General features: G+C 61.5%; 14 protein-coding genes. 7 read left to right on the top strand and 7 right to left on the bottom strand.

What is annotated here, in order from left to right:
- Window positions 1-6: 6 nt before the first annotated feature.
- On the bottom strand, window positions 7-2,382 hold the full coding sequence (locus NATTI_RS0107780) for an ATP-dependent DNA helicase (protein ID WP_006092821.1): 2,376 nt from the start codon (window positions 2,380-2,382) through the stop codon (window positions 7-9).
- 136 nt (window positions 2,383-2,518) lie between these two features.
- On the opposite strand from NATTI_RS0107780, the gene NATTI_RS0107785 reads away from it, so the two are divergent.
- The gene (locus NATTI_RS0107785; RefSeq protein ID WP_006092820.1) at window positions 2,519-2,758 is read left to right on the top strand and encodes a DUF7127 family protein; all 240 of its coding nucleotides are present in this window, start codon (window positions 2,519-2,521) and stop codon (window positions 2,756-2,758) included.
- 157 nt (window positions 2,759-2,915) lie between these two features.
- Window positions 2,916-3,491 carry a DUF1684 domain-containing protein gene (locus NATTI_RS0107790; RefSeq protein WP_006092819.1) on the top strand — a complete coding sequence of 192 codons (576 nt, stop codon included), beginning with the start codon at window positions 2,916-2,918 and terminating at the stop codon, window positions 3,489-3,491.
- A 154-nt stretch (window positions 3,492-3,645) separates the two neighbouring features.
- On the opposite strand, the gene NATTI_RS0107795 is transcribed toward NATTI_RS0107790, so the two are convergent.
- Window positions 3,646-4,326, bottom strand: coding sequence for a class I SAM-dependent methyltransferase (locus NATTI_RS0107795; protein ID WP_006092817.1), 681 nt, complete (start codon window positions 4,324-4,326; stop codon window positions 3,646-3,648).
- 254 nt (window positions 4,327-4,580) lie between these two features.
- On the opposite strand from NATTI_RS0107795, the gene NATTI_RS0107800 reads away from it, so the two are divergent.
- The 3 genes from NATTI_RS0107800 to NATTI_RS0107810 all read left to right on the top strand — a co-directional run bounded on the left by NATTI_RS0107800 (window position 4,581) and on the right by NATTI_RS0107810 (window position 8,283).
- Window positions 4,581-5,750, top strand: a complete 1,170-nt coding sequence (locus NATTI_RS0107800; protein ID WP_027119095.1) for an extracellular solute-binding protein — start codon at window positions 4,581-4,583, stop codon at window positions 5,748-5,750.
- A gap of 253 nt (window positions 5,751-6,003) precedes the next feature.
- Window positions 6,004-7,623, top strand: a complete 1,620-nt coding sequence (locus NATTI_RS0107805; protein ID WP_006092814.1) for an ABC transporter permease — start codon at window positions 6,004-6,006, stop codon at window positions 7,621-7,623.
- An 81-nt stretch (window positions 7,624-7,704) separates the two neighbouring features.
- Entirely contained in the window at window positions 7,705-8,283 is a 579-nt protein-coding gene (locus NATTI_RS0107810; RefSeq protein ID WP_006092812.1) for a DUF7090 family protein, read from the top strand.
- 549 nt (window positions 8,284-8,832) lie between these two features.
- Here NATTI_RS0107810 and NATTI_RS0107815 read toward each other — a convergent pair.
- From NATTI_RS0107815 to NATTI_RS0107835, 4 genes are all read right to left on the bottom strand, one after another.
- Window positions 8,833-9,615, bottom strand: coding sequence for a DUF7089 family protein (locus NATTI_RS0107815; protein WP_006092811.1), 783 nt, complete (start codon window positions 9,613-9,615; stop codon window positions 8,833-8,835).
- A gap of 463 nt (window positions 9,616-10,078) precedes the next feature.
- A complete protein-coding gene (locus NATTI_RS0107825) occupies window positions 10,079-11,128 on the bottom strand; it encodes an OapC/ArvC family zinc-ribbon domain-containing protein (protein ID WP_006092810.1) in 1,050 nt (349 codons plus the stop codon).
- 13 nt (window positions 11,129-11,141) lie between these two features.
- Window positions 11,142-11,543, bottom strand: coding sequence for a DUF2073 domain-containing protein (locus NATTI_RS0107830; protein ID WP_006092809.1), 402 nt, complete (start codon window positions 11,541-11,543; stop codon window positions 11,142-11,144).
- A gap of 6 nt (window positions 11,544-11,549) precedes the next feature.
- Window positions 11,550-12,188, bottom strand: a complete 639-nt coding sequence (locus NATTI_RS0107835) for an Era-like GTP-binding protein (protein ID WP_006092808.1) — start codon at window positions 12,186-12,188, stop codon at window positions 11,550-11,552.
- A gap of 1,758 nt (window positions 12,189-13,946) precedes the next feature.
- On the opposite strand from NATTI_RS0107835, the gene NATTI_RS0107840 reads away from it, so the two are divergent.
- Both NATTI_RS0107840 and NATTI_RS0107845 read left to right on the top strand, forming a co-directional pair.
- Window positions 13,947-15,590, top strand: a complete 1,644-nt coding sequence (locus tag NATTI_RS0107840) for a Cdc6/Cdc18 family protein (RefSeq protein WP_006092807.1) — start codon at window positions 13,947-13,949, stop codon at window positions 15,588-15,590.
- 183 nt (window positions 15,591-15,773) lie between these two features.
- Complete coding sequence (locus NATTI_RS0107845; protein WP_006092806.1) at window positions 15,774-16,217, top strand: hypothetical protein; 444 nt, start codon at window positions 15,774-15,776, stop codon at window positions 16,215-16,217.
- 69 nt (window positions 16,218-16,286) lie between these two features.
- On the opposite strand, the gene NATTI_RS0107850 is transcribed toward NATTI_RS0107845, so the two are convergent.
- A complete protein-coding gene (locus NATTI_RS0107850; protein WP_006092805.1) occupies window positions 16,287-17,393 on the bottom strand; it encodes a S24/S26 family peptidase in 1,107 nt (368 codons plus the stop codon).
- Window positions 17,394-17,601: the final 208 nt, after the last annotated feature.

A 17,601-nucleotide genomic window follows, 5' to 3' on the forward strand; every position in this document is an offset into this window, starting at 1 on the left:
GAATAGCTACTCGAGTCGGTCCCGAAACCGCTCGAGTCCCATCCCGAGCATATCCGGGCTGACGGGCTGGAACTCGCCGTCGTCGGGCAGATACGGCCGAACGGAATCCCAGCTATCGCGAGCGTAGCGCTCGTCGAGGAGGACACGAACGCCGACGTCCTCGGGACTGCGAATGACGCGGCCGATCGCCTGTCGAGCCTTCCTGACGGCCGGGATCGTCAGCGCGTACGTAAAGCCGTCCCCGAACTCGTCGTCGTAGGCCCGGCGAACCGCCTTCGTGCGCGGACTCGAGGTGTTGACGATGGGAACGCCACAGACGACGGCCGCGGAGAGGCGGTCGCCGCTGTAGTCGACGCCCTCGGTCAAGGTGCCTCGGAGACTCGTAACGAGGACCTTCCCTCCACCGTCGAAGAACTCGTTTTTGAGCGACTGAGTGGTTTCGTCGTCGCTCGCCGCGTCTAACAGGACAGGTTTTCCGAGACGGTCCTCGAGTTCGCTCGCGATCCAGTCGGCCTCGGCGTAGCTTGGCATGCCGACGAGAACGTTGCCGGACAGGCGGGCGACCTTCGTGACTGCGTCGACGTACTGCCGGCGGGTGGGGTTGTCGTCCCCCGGCCGGCCGCGGTTGTCGTAGGTGTACTTCGATGCGGCGACCGCGAAGCTCTCCCGGTTTTCGGCGGGAAAGTGCAGTCCGTAGCGCCGTTCGACGACGGGGCGCTCCTCCTCCCGCTCGAGGTAGTCCAGTCCCGTCACTTCGGTGAACGCGTCCATCGGCTCCAGCGTCGCGCTCATGAGGATGCCGCCGCCGAAGGCAGCGAGTCGGTCGCCGATGGCGTCGCTGGGCACGCAGTTGTGCAGGGCGAGTCTGGCGTTGTAGGCTCGCCGCCAGGAGTCGGCGGGTTCGGTGTCGTCCCAGGTGCGCTCGAGTTCGATCTCCCGGAAGTAGTCGGTGTGATTACAGCGGTACCACTCGCCGAGGACACGGCCGACGGCAGGGGCCGCGCGGGTTCGATCCTCGTCTTCGGCCTCGTTCAGGATTCGCTCGACGACGGCCCCGACGGAGTCGGCTCGAACCCAGTCGGCGTCGCCGTAGCCGGCGTCTCTCGCCCACTCGGTCAGCTCGTCCTCGGCCGGTTCAGCGGGGTCGCGAAGCGGAATTTCCTCGTCGTGGAGGTCGTGGGGATCCGACTCCCACCCCCTGTGGTTCCGGTCGAGATAGGCCGTCACTCGACGGTCGAGTTCGCTCCGGAGGTCCCGGACGAACTCGAGGGTGCGATTCAGTTCCTCGAAGGTGACGTCGCTATCTTCGAGTTCGGCCCGCACGAGGTCGGCGTCGGCGGTTTTCGAGCCACCCTGTGCGTTTCGCCCCTCGCGTTCGAATTTGATCGGCTGGATCACACGCGAGAGTTCGGTTTCGGCGTCGCGCAGGAACGTATCGCTGATGCCGTCGCTGACGAGATCGCGCACGCGCGGCTCCAGCATGTGGGCCTCGTCACAGACGACAAACGTCGAGTCGTCGAGCAGCGCGCCGGTAAAGGAGCCAGTCGTACGGGGGTCGAACGCGTGGTAGTAGTTTCCGAGAACGACTTCGGCATGGCCCAGTACGGCTCCCATCACCGAGTGGGGACAGGTGCCGTGGGCGACCGACCGCGCGACGAGGTCCTCGGGCGTGATCATCCCCGCCTCGGTGAAATCGTAGGGGACGGCTTCGACCGCGTCGCCGTCGCTGCCTTCCTCGGGGAGGTCCTCGAGGTACTGCGCGTAGAACGGACAGTACTCGGTTTCGGCGCCGACAGGACCGCCCTCGCCATACTCGGGGAGGTCGGGTGCATACGGCGTCGGTTCGCCGGCCGTCTCGAGGAAACGGCTGCTGGTCCCACCCTGACTGCCGCTATCGGCTAACCCGATCTGCTGGCTGCGGGCGCGTGCCGCGAGGTTCTGGGCGGTCGTTTCGCCGGCCTCGCCGGTGAGGTCCCGGGTTCGGTCCCGCAAGGTCTCACAGCGATCGTAGACGTTGCCATCGTCGATCCCCGCCGCACCCTCGCGGTTGTACGGACAAACATCGGCCTTTCCGACCAGTGTGAGTCCCGAAATCGGGTTCCAGTCGGCGGGCAGGTTCTCGTTGATCGTCTCGAGATCGGCTTCGAACTGGCGCAGTTGCTGTTTGACGCTCGTGAGAACGAAGACGCGCTCGTAGTCGCTGTCGGGATCGCGAACCAGGTCGATCCCGGCGGTGAGCGCGATCATCGTCTTCCCCGTACCACAGGCTCCCTCGATGACGGTGTAGCCGTCGTCTCGAGCGGTGTCGATGGTGGTCTCGATACCGTCGACCTGCTCGTCGTAGGGCTGTCTGTGGCCGAAGATCGATCGCCAGTCCGTCATGCTTTCCGTACTCCGCAGCGGTCGTGCATATCCTTGACGGACTGTGGCCGCGCCATTACTGATAAACTCCAGGACAGTCCGGCGGCCGGACGTTGCCAGCGTGCTTCTTTAAGTGTCCGAGACCCTAGTATCACCTATGAAAGTCCCCCGCTCCCTCAAGAACGTCGACCGAGACGACATTGTCGTCCGTACCTTCGAGTACGACGACGGCAGCGTTATTGCGGTCGATTTCGGCAACGCGGCCGCGGATATCTCGATGGATATCTTCGGCTCGACGGCCATCATCGTCGCCGACGGCGAGCAGTACGAGTTCGAACTGCCGCCGGAAGCCAGCGACGTCTCGGCACAGAACGGCATCTTGACAATCAAAGAATAACGGTCCGGTTCCAACTGCCGACGGCGACCGACGCGCAACGCGATCCGTTCGACGCCGCTCAGTTTTTTCGCCTGTCCGAAACCCGAACCGGATTCGACGGCTCGCGACGGGCGGGCGGAAACGCAACGCCTTCCCCGTTCGGTCGACTACGCTCGCTATGAGCGACGCTATCGACATCGAGCGCTGGCGCGAGGAACTCGAGTCGAAACGGACCGAAAAAGACGACTTCTTCGCAGAGCACCCCCAGTCCCCGATTCCACCCGAGGAGCGCGACGGGTTCGACGGGCTGGAGTACTTCGACCCGGACCCGACCTACCGCGTGACCGCCACCGTCGAGCGCCACGACGATCCCGAAGTGGTCCTGATGGACACGACCGCTGGCCGGGAGATGCGGTATCTTCGCGTGGCGACCCTCGATTTCGAACTAAATCGGGACGACGAAGATCTCGCGGACGGCAGCTACGAACTCGCGGCCTACCAACTCGAGAGTCCGAACGAGGAGCCGCTTTTCGTCCCGTTCCGGGACAAAACGACCGGCCAGCAGAGCTACGACGGCGGCCGGTACATGGAACTGGCGCCGGATCGGGACCTCGATTCGGGCGACGAACTCGTCGTCGACTTCAACCTCGCGTACACGCCGTTCTGTGCCTACAGCGAGACGTTCGACTGTCCGCTCCCGCCGGAAGAAAACTGGCTCGAGATCACGATTCCCGCAGGCGAACGGTTCGAGTAGCCAAACGAGTTCGGATCGGTGACGGGGGTGAGGGGTGGGTGGCTTCGAGTCGAGCTACAGCCGCAAAATCGCCCGACAAGGGTGCGACTCGAGTCGAAGCGAGGTGGTTGTGAGACGGCAGGGTCGTCGAGTGGAAACCGGGCGTCTGCGAAAATCAGGGTGCGACACCGACCGTCAGCAGGGTTCCGAACTCGCGGTAGCGTTCGACCATCGCCTCGCGGCGCTCCCAGTTGTCGGTCGGGAACTCGTCGGCATCCGGAATCGTCGTCTCGCGGTCGGGAACGTTGTCCTGTTCGGCAACGTAGAGACCCGCCTCGCGGAAGGCCTCGCGGTACTCTCGGCGATTCCAGCGGGTCATTTCGATCGAGATCCGCTCCTGCCACTCGTGGGAGTGGACGTTTTCCTCGTAGTAGTTGACCGCACAGTAGAACGTGCCACCGGGACGGAGGATTCGGGCGATTTCCTCTAAGGTGTGGTGTGGATCGGCGGCGTAGTAGAACGCCTCCATGCTCCAGACGTGGTCGACCGAGTCGTCGGCCAACGGAAGCGAATCGAAGTCGCCAACTAAAAAGCCGACCTGCGGGTCGTCGGTGTAGCTCGCCGCGTTGTGCGCCATCTCGGGCGAGCCGTCGAGTCCGTAGACGCGGCCCGCGTCGTTGGTATCCCGCAATGCACGGCCCGCGTAGCCGCTGCCACAGCCGAGATCGAGCACGGTGTCGCCCGACTCGACCGGCATGCGTGCAAGCGCGTGCTTCGCGGTGTGCCAGTGGCGATCTTCCATCCCTCGGTCGCGGCCGCTCGCCGCCCAGTCGTCGAACTCTTCGCGTACGCTCATACGCACAACGTGGCGCTCGGGTGCCAAAATGCGTTCGACTCGAGCCACGCGACGGCTCAGCTCACGAACGGAGGAATCATCGACAGACTCTTTAGGTAGGCCTAAAAAAGTGTGAACGGAGAGGTTTAGGTTGGCCGAAACTCCGTGGGCATCGGACGAAGGCCGAAAAACAGCTCCCGCTAGCACATTTTTTCGTGCAGAATCTCCAGAATAATCGGAAGCTATATGTGTTTTAGGCCGACCTAAAACTAGATATGCAACAGCACAACGGCACGCCAACGCACCGAACCGCAATGGACCGACGACGATTCCTCGCGACGGCAAGCGTCTCTGCAGCCGGCATCGCGGGACTTGCGGGCTGTCTCGGCAACGATTTCGACGATACACCCCTCGTCGAGACCGATCCGATGGAAGAACCGCTCGGCTCGTCGGTTGCCAGCTGGGACGACCTCGGCGATCTCGAGGGGGAGATCACCATCTACTCCGGTCGAACTCCCGATCAGATCTCCGCAGTGTTCGAGGCGCTCGAGGAGGAGTACGACGATTTCACCGTCAGCGTTGATTGGGACGATAATGACACCCAGGTCAACCAGATTCTCGAAGAAGAAACGCATCCAGCAGACCTGATGTACTCGCAGGACCCGGGTGCACTGAACGAACTCTACAACAACGACGTGCTTCAGGAACTCCCGGAGGACATCCTCGAGGCAGTCCCCAGCAGCTACCAGCACAACGAGGGGTACTGGACCGGCATTACTGGCCGAACACGCTCGATTCAGTACAACGAGGACCGGTTAGACGAAACGGAGTTCGACGACTGGGAGGACCTGCCGACGGACATCATGGAGTACGCGACTGACGAGCGCTTCGAGGGAATCATCTCAACGCGACCCAACTCCGGGACGTTCCGCGGATTCATTCAGGCGATGGTAGAACTCGAGGGCGAGGAGGAAACACGCGAGTGGGTTCGAGCGATGGCCGAAGAGCAGGACGCACAGGTCTTCGAAGGCGGTTCCGATCAGGCCAACGCCGTCAATCAGGGCGGCGACGACGATCCGATCGTCGGACTCGGCAACAGCTACTACGCCGCACGAATCCTCGACGAGGACGACGACGCACCGATCAGAACGACATTCACGGAGAACGACGCCGGCTGTCTGTTCAGCGTCGCCGGTGTGGGCGTCCTGAACGAAGTCAACGACGCCGAACTCGTCGCCGAGTTCGTCCGTCACCTGCTGGCCGAGGAGGGACAGGAACTCATGATGGAGGACAACGGCGAGTATCCTGTCATCGAAGGCGTCGAGTACGTCGGCCAACTCCCCAACCTCGAGGACATCAATCCACCGGAGTTCGATCTCAGTGGGTTCGACATGGATCTCCAGGAAGCAGGGGATCTCATCGACGAAGAAGGATTGGGCGTTTAAAACGGCGGACAATCGCCGTACGACAATACCGAAACGGTCTCGCGTTCCCGACTACCCACCGCACCCGACGTATCCGTTCGGGTAGGAGCGTTTGCTCGCGGTGGTCCTCCAATCGCAGTAGATCCCGATACGTGAACTGTCTCGGTCTGCTCCGTCTGTAGGCTCCGCTGGACCGGTTCGGAGGATTTAGGTGAACCTAACTCCAAGCGACTGATCAGATTCGCGATTCCGCCGGTCGAGTCGAGCATCTATAATGAAATCACTCACGAACTATCTCGATCTCTCACGGCAGCTCGCGGTGATTCGCAAACGGGTCCTCGAGACGGATCGCTCGAGCGCCGCCCTGGCGATTTCGAGTGCCATCGTCGCCCTGCTGGTCATCTCACCGATGCTGTGGCTGCTCCTGCGAGCGACGGAAGTCGAACCGTCGCGTGCGTACAGCCTCATTGTCTCCGGTCGCACGGCGTGGGTTACGATCAACAGCATCGTCTTGATGGCCCTCGTCACGCTGTTTTCGATCGTTCTCGGCGTCCCGCTCGCCGTCCTGACGACGCGGACCGATCTCCCCTACCCGCGGTTCTGGACCGTCGTCGCCGCGCTCCCGCTCGTGATCCCGAGTTACATCGGCGCGATCGCGTTCGTCGGGATGTTCGGCTCGGGCGGCGAAGTCGACACGCTCTTCGGAACGACGCTTCCCGCCGTCGACGGCCTCTCCGGGGCGATCTTCATCATCACTCTCTACACGTATCCGTACGTGTTTCTCACGGCTCGAGCGGCGTTGCTCTCGATGGACAGTTCGATCGTCGACGCCGCGCGCACGTTGAACGCCGGTCCGCTGGAAGCGTTCCGACGAGTCACGTTTCCACAGATCAGGCCCGGAATCGCCGCCGGGGCATTGCTCGCCGGTCTCTACGCAATCTCGGACTTCGGAACACCGGCGTTCATGGGCGCGAACGTCTTCACGAGCCGGATCTACTGGGAAACCACCGGCTTCGGACGCGAGTACGCCGCGTTGCTCGCACTGCAGTTAGTCGCGATCGTCGCCATCGTCCTCGTCATCGAAGCGGGCATCGGACGCGACGAAGACACCACGGGTGGCGGCGGAGAAGGCAGTACGATTCGACTCGGCTACTGGAAGTGGCCCGCGATGGGGTTCGTCTCGCTACTCGGGGCACTCACGCTCGTCGTCCCCGTCGCGATCTTTACGCGGTGGCTGCTCTACAGCGAAGGGGACCGGATCCCGGCCTACGAGTTCCAGTGGGAGTTCGCGTACAACTCGGTCCATCTCGCACTCCTCGCGGCACTGGTCGCGTGCGCGTTCGCCCTGCCGGTCGCGTACTACTCCGGGCGGTCGAACTCCCTCGTGTCGCGGATCCTCGAGCGGGCGACCTACGTCGGCTTCGCCGTTCCGGGCGTCGTCATCGGACTCGCACTCGTGTTTATGGGCAACAGACTCGTCCCATCGCTGTACAGACAGGGCATCTGGCTGCTCGTCTTCGCTTACGTCGTTCGGTTCCTCCCGCAGGTTGTCGGCACCGTTCGGTCGTCCGTGCTGCAGGTCGACGACAAGACGATCGAGGCCGCCCGGACGCTCAACGCCGGCCCGCTCGAGGCGTTCCGGCGCGTGACGTTGCCGCTGATCATGCCCGGCGTAATCGCCGGCGGCGTCCTCGTGTTCCTGACGACGATGAAAGAGCTCCCGGTCACGCTGATGCTCAGACCGATCGGCATGGAGACGCTCGTCAGCATCATCTGGAACGCACAGGACGCCATCGCCTACCGGTACGCGGCGATCCCGTCGCTCCTGCTCATCTTCATCTCCGGACTCTCGATGCTGATATTGCTCCGACAGGAAGGGAACAACGTCGGCTAAGGACGGATCGGTCCGTTCGCGTGTTGGGTGTCTCATGACATCCGCACAATTAAGTCGGTGCCCGAAGTTATTCACGTCAATATGGACTATTCGCTTGCAATCGACGGGACGCCGGAGACGATATCAGGTGGGACGGGCGTACTCCTCCTCCACCCGAGCACGGGCGAAACGGACCGCATCGACACCGACTTCCTGAAAACCGACACCGACAATTTCCTCGTCATCTCCACTCGAACCACTGCCCGTGAGGTCAAACAGAAACTCGAGTACTACGATGTCAACGAGGAGCGAGCCGAGATTCTCGACACGCTGAGCATCGAACGCGGCTACTCCCGTCGCTCTTCCGACAACGTACACTACGTCGCCGCCCCCGACGACGTCGACGGCATCGTCGAACACATCGATGGCTTCCTCGAGGCCCACGACGGGAAGCTCCGCCTCAGTTTCGACTCCGTCACCGAACTCGCCTACTACGCCGGCGACGACGCCGCACTCGACGCCGTCGAGCGGATCCTGGAACTGCTCGAGAAACACGACGCCATCGGTCTCTTCCACGTCTCGGAGGAACCCCACGACGTCTCCCTCGTCGACGACTTCCGCGCCCTGTTCGACGGCACCATCGATCTGGACGAGGACGGCAGCATCGAGAGCGAGTTCTAACTACTGGCCCCGGTTTTCGCTGCGAGTCAGTTGTGGATAGTGACGTCTCGAGTTCCCAACTCGTTTTTCCACAGTGACGCGCGCTGGCGGCGAGACACGACCGGAGAGAGTGTCTCGAGATGCGAACGGCGAAGCCGTGAGCAGACGCACTCGAGCGTTGCGAGGGGGCGTCAGCGAAAGTGCGCGAGGTCTTCGTGAGTGGAACGAACGAAGTCGTTCGAGACGGCGAAGCCGTCTCGTGATGAGAAAAATCTCCGATTTTTCAGCAGCTCGTCAGAGCTTGCTCTGACGGGGGATGAGCGAACGACCGTAGGGAGTAAGCGTAGCGCGGAACCAACGGTTCCGCGGACCGTGCGAATAGTGCGAGACCGCAGGTCTCGCATACCGTGCGAACGGCGGCAGCGCCGCCGTGAGCAGACGGGCGCGAAGCGCCCGTGAGCAGAAATCGGCTGGGGAGGACGTGGAACTCATCGCTGCCTTTCGAGCAGTTACACATCGGTTCCCGTCAAATTCGAAACGAAAACCGTCAGATTCGAAGCGAAAAGTACGTTATTCGGCGAGCGAGTCGAACGTCTTCTCGGCCCATTTGACTGCGTACCCTGGACCGTGATCCCGGTACGCGCTGGTGTCAAGCGCAGCGAAGGGGGCCGGCAACTCGAGTCCGTGTTTGATCGCGGCACAGGCCAACTCCGTCGCGTCGGCGAAGTCGGTCTCCCCGCGAGCGACGGCGCGAGAGATACCGGAGACGCGGTCCTCGAGTCGATCGCCGGCATCCTGCCAGGCGTCGAAGAGCTCGGGGTGATCGTCGGTCCAGTCCGCGAATACCTCGCGGGTCTGCAGTCCGACCCAGCCGTCGAACAGTGCCGCAGCAACCTGATAGGTGTCGTTCGGATCGAGATCGGTCGCCGCGTCGAGTGCGAGATACTCATCCTCGAAGAACCCGAGGAAGTGCTCGGGGACCTCACAGTCCAGTTCGACGAGCGCTTCGGCGATCAGGAAATCGACGAACGCCTCCGGAGAGCCCTCGACGCGAGCCTTCACGAGTACGATCGGTGGCTCGGTCTGGCGGGTCCAGACGACGCTGCCGTCGCCGGGCATCCCGATGGTGAGGTCCGACCCCGCATAGCGCGCGAGCAGCGTCGGGGCGTCCGCAGGGAGCCAGTCGGCCGGATAGCTCGCGGGCTCGAGCCTGTCGACGACGAGGCCGAGGTCCTCTGCCCGCGCAGGGTCCAGCGTCTCGAAATCGCGTGCACAGTCGAGTACCTGTACGTCGGGCGCGTACTCGTTGCGAACAGCTTCGACCGGACTCGAGAGATCGCGAGCCTCGAACATTACGCGAGGACGGTCTGGAAGATGACCAGCAGCGACAGCAGTGCTGCGACGGCGATCGTGGTGAGAACGACCTTGGTGGGAGTGCTCATACACGAATACAGTCAGCCGTCTCGCTTAAATCCATCTTTCTCGCCCAATACAGCGAGCGACTCGCCGGCGAGTTCCACCGCTCGAGCTGCGAACGGATCGTCGCACGTCGCGACCTCGAGCCCACGACGGGAACGCGTCCAAACCGGAACAACGGCAGAAAACCAGTAGTTCGCCTGGAACGCGCATATCCCATTATTATCCATGAGAGTCTTGGATGACGGGGTTTGCAGTCGAAGCAATGGGGGTCGGATAACGGACCAGAACCGATCAATCGGCGAACCCCCCGCCAGACCTACGGAGTCGGGGCCGCCGGCAAACCGTCGTCCGAGCGCTACGAGTCGTCCTCCGAACGCTACGAGTCGTCCTCCGAACGCTACGAGTCGTCCTCCGAACGCCAGGAGTCCGGCACGTCGATGACGTACCGGCCGTCTTCTTGCAGCGAGATGATGTACTCCTCGCGGTTGTAAAGCTCCATCAGGTTGAGTTCGTACTGCCCCGGGCTAACGATTTTGATGCTTTCGAACTGCTCGTTGAGCTCCGCGCGAAGCTCCTCGATCGACGGCTGGGAACCCGACGGTTCGCTGACGACGCGGCCGTGATCCGGCGGCTGCTCACCGGTACCGTCTGCGGGATCGGGTGATCCAGACGGTCCAGCGGCCCCCGTTTCCGGTCCAGCGGCACGATCGGTGTCGCCGGGCAGGTCGTCCGTCGACACGACCTCGCTTCGGGCGTCAGCCTGTGCCGTGTTCTCGCTCTCCGCGAGCGTCGGTCCGTCCGTCAGCGTCCCGTCATCCTCGAGGGATCCCCCGTCGTCGATCGAATCTGCGGGGGGAGACCCAGAGCCGGCCGCAGCGTTGTCCCCCTGAATTCCACTGGAACCGTCGCTCGGGGGTGTCGAACGATCTTCGGGCCGTCGAGCGGTCTCCGGCCACTCGGCGAACTCGCCCGGTTCGGAACGCTCGTCAGGGTCGGCCGACTCGTCGCTGTCGGGCCACGATTGAGTTGTCTGTTGGGAGTCCGTCTGTTGGGCCCGGTTTGCATCGGCCGATCCGGACTGAGTTCCGGCCGCCGGTGTGGAGTGATCGTCGACGGTCGACGATCCGGAGCGATTCGCCGCTGTCGGTTGCGGCGACTCCGTCTCAGTACTCGAATCGTCCGATTCCGACGACATCCACCCACGAACGGTTTCTGCGGCGCGTCCGACGGTTCCAGACGTGTCGGGTTCCGCTGCCGTGTCGGGTGACGCTGCAGTTCCCGCGTCCGAATCGGCCGCGTTCCCCGCAGTTGACCCGGACGACCCGCTCGTTGCCCGACCGGACGGGGCGAACTGGAACTTGTTCCCGCCGCAGTCGGGACAGCCCGACAGCATCTCCTTGGAGCCGTCGGGAAACGTGCGACCGCAGTTCGTACATTCGTGTGGCATTATTCGTGTGACATCAGTCTCGAGAGACGAGCGCACTGATGAGCGTTTCGTCCTTGTGAAGCGTCTCGATCTGGTTCGCTGGTCCGATGACTGTCAGTTTGGCCGTCGATTCGTCGCCGCCCATGATCCGGCCGAGCAGCGAGGAGTCGCGCGTCGTGGATTTCGGATAGGTCTCGATCTCGATCCCGTTGAACTCGTCGGGGCTGATCTCGGACATCGTCACCTCGATGAGTTTGCTCTCCTCGTCGGGCGTCAGTCCCTCCTCTAAGATGACGATGTTGCCGTCATGGACGCCGTCCAAGATCATCCGGATCTTCTCCATCGTCGCCATGTTCTCCATGCGCTCGCCGCTGATCAGGTCGATCTGGACACCATTGGGAGCGTCCGGGTCGTCCGCGTTAGTTGCTTTTGGCATCCTCGTTCACCCGAAGTACTCCGCGATGTTTTCGTACACTTCGTCCATATTCTCGCCCTCCTTGGCCGACAGTGGGACGGTCTTGTGCTGTGGGAACGCATCCTCGATCCGCTTGACGCTCGAGTCGTCGAGGTCGATCTTGTTCGCGAAGATAAGAACCGGGAGATCTCGAGATTCGATGATACCGATCAGCATCGTGTTGACCTGCGTGATCGGATCTTCGGCGCTGTCGAGTACGTAGATGACGCCGTCGACATCCTCGCGCAGCCAGTGCATCGCTTCCGCGACGCCTTCGGTTGCCTCGCGGGAGCGACGGATCGCGTCGTCCTCTTCCATCTCGTCGGTGAACTCCTCGTAGTCAACCTTGGTCGTGACACCAGGTGTGTCGACGATGTCGATGGTCACCGACTTGCCGTTGCGTTCGATTTCGACGCCTTCCTTCCGGCGCGCGCGCCGCGTTTCGTGTGGAATGTGACTCTCCGCGCCGATGGCGTCACCGGTCCAGTCACGAGCGATACGATTGGCAAGCGTTGTCTTTCCTGCGTTCGGCGGACCGTAGATGCCGATTCGTTTGGGTTCCTGTTCCGAAAACAGGCGGTCCGTAACCCGAGAGATACTATCTTTGAGTTCTGTGAACAGTCCCATCAGTGGGGCCCTCCAGCACCGCGGGGTGCAGTTGCGCGTACTACAAACTGAATTCACTTAAGCCTACGTCAGACGTGTATACAATTCAACGCGACAAATAGTCTGCTCCAGCCGGTAAGAGAAATCCGGTTGGGCGACGTACCGTTCCGCGTCGGTTTTACTCGTGTACGTGCTCGTCGACGTCTTTGATGGCTTGAGTAGCCGACGTCTTTGATGACTTTTTCAGTACCGCGTGTGCATGCGCGAGCACGAATGTTCAGTCGTTACGAGTCCGGGTACAACGGTCAACGGTTGCCAGTCCGGGTACGCTCGACAGCAATTCGACTCAGGACGAGTGTTGTCGAGCGGTGTGCGCATCCGATCGGTGGTGAGAATCCTTTCCGTTGACGACGACTCGAGTCATCTGTGCGAGAGTCTCACAAAATAGAGTGGAAACGTCACAGTGGCAACGATACCATGTGGAGCAATGATATCATGTGAACGAGCGACAGGATCCGATGATAGAGTATGGTGAATGGCACCAATAGACGAAGTCATCAAGACACCCCCACCCCTTCGTTTCGACTGGAGAGTGTCGAGGGAGGGGATGGGAGATCGGACGAAATCGATCCCAATCTCGCCGATAGATGACGAGATTGCCTCGAGACCGGAGCGAGAAGGATTCAGCAGCGGGAATTCGACAAAAGGGAGTAGTCTAGTAACTCAAGGCGGTGAGAGAGACGATTCTAGTAGGGACTAGTAACTATAACCACTTTATCTAGTAAAAAATGCGCTTTGCTAGTGCTACGGACCGTGTTTCTCACCTACTAACTTAAAGATTCCCGTCCTAGAGACACCCCCTCCCCCCACCCCCTCTGTTCTCTCGTTCCACCTGAAACGAAGGGGTGGGGGGTTGGACCTCCTCAAAACATCGTTAACATAGGTCATACACATCCGCTGGCCCTTCCCCCCGTCGTATCGTTCGGTCACTCGCCGACTTACCTACCGACTCCCCTGTCGACCACTGATTCACCGATGCACTCGAGTTGCATTGCACTCGCTGTACCATCCCGTTCGCGTTCTTCGCGACTCGTTCGCTCGTCACCGACCAACTGACCGGTTCTTTCGGGCGGCAGTCACGGGTTACCGTTCTCGAGGGACCATCTGGTCGGTCACCGCGGTCACGTCACCGTTCGCACTTCTGATTTCCCTCGAGTCTCGTCGCTATCTCGAGTTGTCGACGGCTCCGACGGATCGAATTAGAGAGTTCGTCGCTCTGACTTTCTGCACCAACGCTGCTACATCGTCGCCGTTCGGCTTCCACATTGCAGTTGCTACACGACTGCCGTTCTAGCTTCCCATCCGATTCTCGGCCGATACCGACCGAACACCGTAGGACTCTCACCACATGACAATTTATGTATCACTCTCCACGGTTATCGCCGACCGGTGACATCTCGGTGGGTGTCTGAATTCTGACTACTGGACCGTCGACCTGAAACGTACGTTCTGTATGCCCCCAACGGCTCCCTGACGCTCTCGTCACATGAAATCAGGCTTCTTAGCGGCGTACGGGCCCGTTCTGACGAAAAATCGCAAACAGCCGTAGATGGAAGGGAAGAATTTAATAGCGTGGTTTTCCTCTGTTTCGTTTGCATCAACTGGACCCGGGTTGGGTGCTTGAAATTGGAGGTTGCCTCAGTCGGGCTATCTACCGTACAATATTCCTGATTTGGGGTCCAGTCTTCCACTCGAAGTAAGGGGGTATGTATCCGACGAATGTCAGACGACAATTCAGAACCGACAGGCACGGAGGAGGGCGATAGCGACGAGAGCCGCGGGTTCTCGAACCTCGAGCGATCCGATCTCGACGACGAAGCGTCGAGTCAGGGACTGTTCGACGACCTTCTCAGCGGCGAACCGATTTTCGAGAACAAGGAAGTGCTTCGTCCGTCCTATACGCCGCACGAACTCCCCCATCGAAGCGATCAGATCAACAAGATGGCGACGATCCTCGTCGCCGCGCTCCGCGGCGAGACGCCGTCGAACATCCTCATCTACGGCAAGACCGGGACCGGAAAAACGGCCAGCGCGAAGTTTGTCAGCAAGGAACTCGAGAGCACTTCCCAGAAGTACAGCGTTCCGTGTGACGTCGAGTACATCAACTGCGAGGTCACGGATACGCAGTACCGCGTGCTCGCACAGCTCGCGAACAAGTTCATCGAAAAGAACGAGGCTCGAATCGACGACCGGGTCGCCGAACTCGAGGAGCGACTCGCGGCCCTCGACGAGTACGCGGCCGACGCCGACTCCAAGACGGAGGTCGACACCGCGGCGGCCGTTTCCGACGACCCCGTGGAGTCCGACCGGTTTGCCGATTCGGAGTCTCCCGAACGGGCGACTGCGACTCCCGATGCCGACGGTGCGGATGCGGACGATCAGTTGCCGGCAGCCCATCCGCTCGAGTCGACTCCCTTTGACTCCCGACGCGAGGTCGAAACGGAAATAGAGGACCTCGAGGCGGACAAGGAGTCCTTCGAGGAAGTCCCCATGACGGGGTGGCCGACCGACCGGGTCTACAGCGTCTTCTTCGACGCCGTCGATTACGACGAGCGCGTCGTCGTCATCATGTTAGACGAGATCGACAAACTCGTCGAAAAGAGCGGCGACGACACGCTCTACAACCTCTCGCGGATGAACTCCGAACTCGAGAACTCCCGCGTCTCCATCATCGGCATCTCGAACGACCTGAAGTTCACCGACTTCCTCGATCCGCGCGTCAAGTCCTCGCTGGGCGAGGAGGAGATCGTCTTCCCGCCCTACGACGCGAACCAGTTGCGCGATATCCTCGAGCACCGCTCGAACGTCGCGTTCAAGCCCGGCGCGCTGTCGGACGACGTGATCCCGCTCTGTGCGGCCTTTGCGGCACAGGAACACGGTGACGCGCGGCGCGCGCTGGATCTCCTTCGGACCGCGGGCGAACTGGCCGAACGCTCCCAGACGGAGACGATCGTCGAGGAACACGTCCGTCAGGCCCAGGACAAGATCGAACTCGACCGCGTGGTCGAGGTCGTCCGCACCCTTCCGACCCAGAGCAAACTCGTCCTCTTCGCGATCATCCTCCTCGAGAAAAACGGCGTCCACAGCATCAACACGGGCGAGGTGTTCAATATCTACAAACGGCTCTGTGAGGAAATCGACGCCGACGTCCTGACTCAGCGTCGTGTAACGGATCTCATCAGCGAACTCGACATGCTCGGCATCGTCAACGCCGTCGTCGTCTCGAAGGGCCGGTACGGCCGGACCAAGGAGATCAGTCTCTCGGTACCGATCGACGAAACGGAGGCCGTGCTCCTCTCAGACTCCCGGCTTTCCGATATCGACGACGTCCAGCCGTTCGTTCAGGCGCGGTTCGAGAACTAGCGCATTCCGTAGCCGTGTACCTCCGAATTTCGTTCTGCTCGAGACCTTCATCCCTCAGAGTACCGTTCGACTGGAACCCTCCCCTCCTCCGTTTCCCGTTCCGCTGGAAACCCGTCTCCCCCGGACTCCCTCTCCACGGGAGTCACCGACGAACCAATATAGCCGCGGTCACTTCGATTCGACATGAAACGACGGGCCGTTCTTGGTGCGACGGCGAGTCTCGTCTCGCTCGCCGGTTGTGTATTCGTCGACGGCGAGGTCGAGTACGAGCGCGGCGAGATCGATGTCGTGGTCGACGGAGACCCGGTTGACCTCGAGGCTGACCGATATCAGTCCGAACACGCCGAAAACTACTCGATCGACTTCCACCTCCACGAGCGAGACGAGTACTGGTATATGGAGGGCGAGGAGCCGGTGACGTTCGCCGAGGGGATCGATCTCCTCCCCTATTTCGAGTGCACACACGAGAACGGTGTCTACGTCGTCACCATCGACGGGACCGTCTATGATGGCAGCGACGCGGATACGGAACTGACCTTTCTCGTCAACGAGGAGGTCGTCGACCCGACCGAACACGTGGTTCGGGACGGCGACGACCTCCGCCTCGAGATCGACACAGACGCCTGACCGTCGCGTTCGCCTCGAGTCTCGAAAAAACGGGCGATCCGGGGCCGCAATCGACCCGAAGTCACAGATTCAGTCTCGGTACCGGGTGATCGCGACGGCAATGCCGCCAGTTGCGCCGGCAGCGCCGGTGGTTCCGACGAGACCGACCTGTGCGGCGCTCGAGTCGAGCCCGGTCACTCCCGCGGGATCGGTTTCGATCACGGGTGAGGGGGCGAGCATTCCGCCGAAAATCGAATCGAACGTCAGTCTGATGTGTCCGAGCCACGGAATGCCGAATCTAGCTTTGCCGGTAACCCAGTCGGGATCGACGACTTCGCTCTGTGGCTCGTTGAAGCTGCCGTACTGCTGGTCGTAGCCGTTGTTGGCGTCACCTTTCGTGATGAACCCGTCGTGGTTCGCGGGACAGGTCTGTAAATCGTCGCAGGTCGTATCGCCGATGATCTCCTCGTCGGCTTTCGTGTCGACCCAGTTTTCGTCCTCTTCGACCCAAAAGTGGGCCCGATGGATTATCGGTGTCTGTCTCTCGTCGCCGTTAGGCTGGAAGATGATGACGTCGCCCGGTTGACCGAAGCGCTCGTGGCCGTTTTCGACGCCGTTCTCGAGGGGGACGATCCCGGTGTCACCGGCCGGATCGTCGCCGACGTATCGGTCATCATCGATGACGAAGATGAGATCGCCTCGCTCCATATCCGGCTCCATGCTTCCGCTCTCGACGGCGACCAGCGGCGGCCAGACCCCGCTGAGTGCAAACAGGAGGAGTCCGATCACGGCGACGATGGCGACGCTGCTCAGGATATCGCGAACGAAGACGACGTTCCCGTCGTTGGATTTCAGGAACCAGCGAACGATGCCGTCGTCCTCGATCGTCACCCGATCGCCGGGAGCGGCCGTTTCGGCGGTCTCGGAGGGTCTCCCGGCCGAATCTCGGATCCCGGTGGCCGGATCTCGCTTCGCGTCAGTAACTGGGTCTCGACCCGCAGTCGCGTCCGGATGGTCGCGGTTTGAGTCTCGGCCCGCGTTTGCGTCCGGGGTACGGTTTGCGTCGCCGTCCGGACCTCGACCCGCATTCGCGTCCGAATCCCGGTTTTCGTCACCGTCCGGACTCCCCCGCTCACCGGTGTCGTCACCACGCTCGTCGGGGTCGTCGGGTGGGTCACCGGGGTTAGAACCGCTCATCGTCACCCGTTTTGCTGGGACCCGCAATCAACCTTCTGCTCCGGCATTCTGGATCGAACGTAGTGCACACTCTCGAGGCCGTTTCACACGAGAACTGACCCGACGTGGCCGCAGACGAACACAGCTGAATCACTCGTCCGGTGCTATTTCGGTCACATGAATAACTCTACTGGTGGGATGACGAGACTGGTGGGACGACGGCCGACGA

Source organism: Natronorubrum tibetense GA33 (assembly GCF_000383975.1).
Taxonomy (GTDB): Archaea; Halobacteriota; Halobacteria; order Halobacteriales; family Natrialbaceae; genus Natronorubrum; species Natronorubrum tibetense.

Coding starts and splice junctions, on each gene's coding strand:
- NATTI_RS0107780 (WP_006092821.1), bottom strand. CDS start 2,382: ATGACGGACTGGCGATCGATCTTCGGCCACAGACAGCCCTACGACGAG.
- NATTI_RS0107785 (WP_006092820.1), top strand. CDS start 2,519: ATGAAAGTCCCCCGCTCCCTCAAGAACGTCGACCGAGACGACATTGTC.
- NATTI_RS0107790 (WP_006092819.1), top strand. CDS start 2,916: ATGAGCGACGCTATCGACATCGAGCGCTGGCGCGAGGAACTCGAGTCG.
- NATTI_RS0107795 (WP_006092817.1), bottom strand. CDS start 4,326: ATGAGCGTACGCGAAGAGTTCGACGACTGGGCGGCGAGCGGCCGCGAC.
- NATTI_RS0107800 (WP_027119095.1), top strand. CDS start 4,581: ATGCAACAGCACAACGGCACGCCAACGCACCGAACCGCAATGGACCGA.
- NATTI_RS0107805 (WP_006092814.1), top strand. CDS start 6,004: ATGAAATCACTCACGAACTATCTCGATCTCTCACGGCAGCTCGCGGTG.
- NATTI_RS0107810 (WP_006092812.1), top strand. CDS start 7,705: ATGGACTATTCGCTTGCAATCGACGGGACGCCGGAGACGATATCAGGT.
- NATTI_RS0107815 (WP_006092811.1), bottom strand. CDS start 9,615: ATGTTCGAGGCTCGCGATCTCTCGAGTCCGGTCGAAGCTGTTCGCAAC.
- NATTI_RS0107825 (WP_006092810.1), bottom strand. CDS start 11,128: ATGCCACACGAATGTACGAACTGCGGTCGCACGTTTCCCGACGGCTCC.
- NATTI_RS0107830 (WP_006092809.1), bottom strand. CDS start 11,543: ATGCCAAAAGCAACTAACGCGGACGACCCGGACGCTCCCAATGGTGTC.
- NATTI_RS0107835 (WP_006092808.1), bottom strand. CDS start 12,188: ATGGGACTGTTCACAGAACTCAAAGATAGTATCTCTCGGGTTACGGAC.
- NATTI_RS0107840 (WP_006092807.1), top strand. CDS start 13,947: ATGTCAGACGACAATTCAGAACCGACAGGCACGGAGGAGGGCGATAGC.
- NATTI_RS0107845 (WP_006092806.1), top strand. CDS start 15,774: ATGAAACGACGGGCCGTTCTTGGTGCGACGGCGAGTCTCGTCTCGCTC.
- NATTI_RS0107850 (WP_006092805.1), bottom strand. CDS start 17,393: ATGAGCGGTTCTAACCCCGGTGACCCACCCGACGACCCCGACGAGCGT.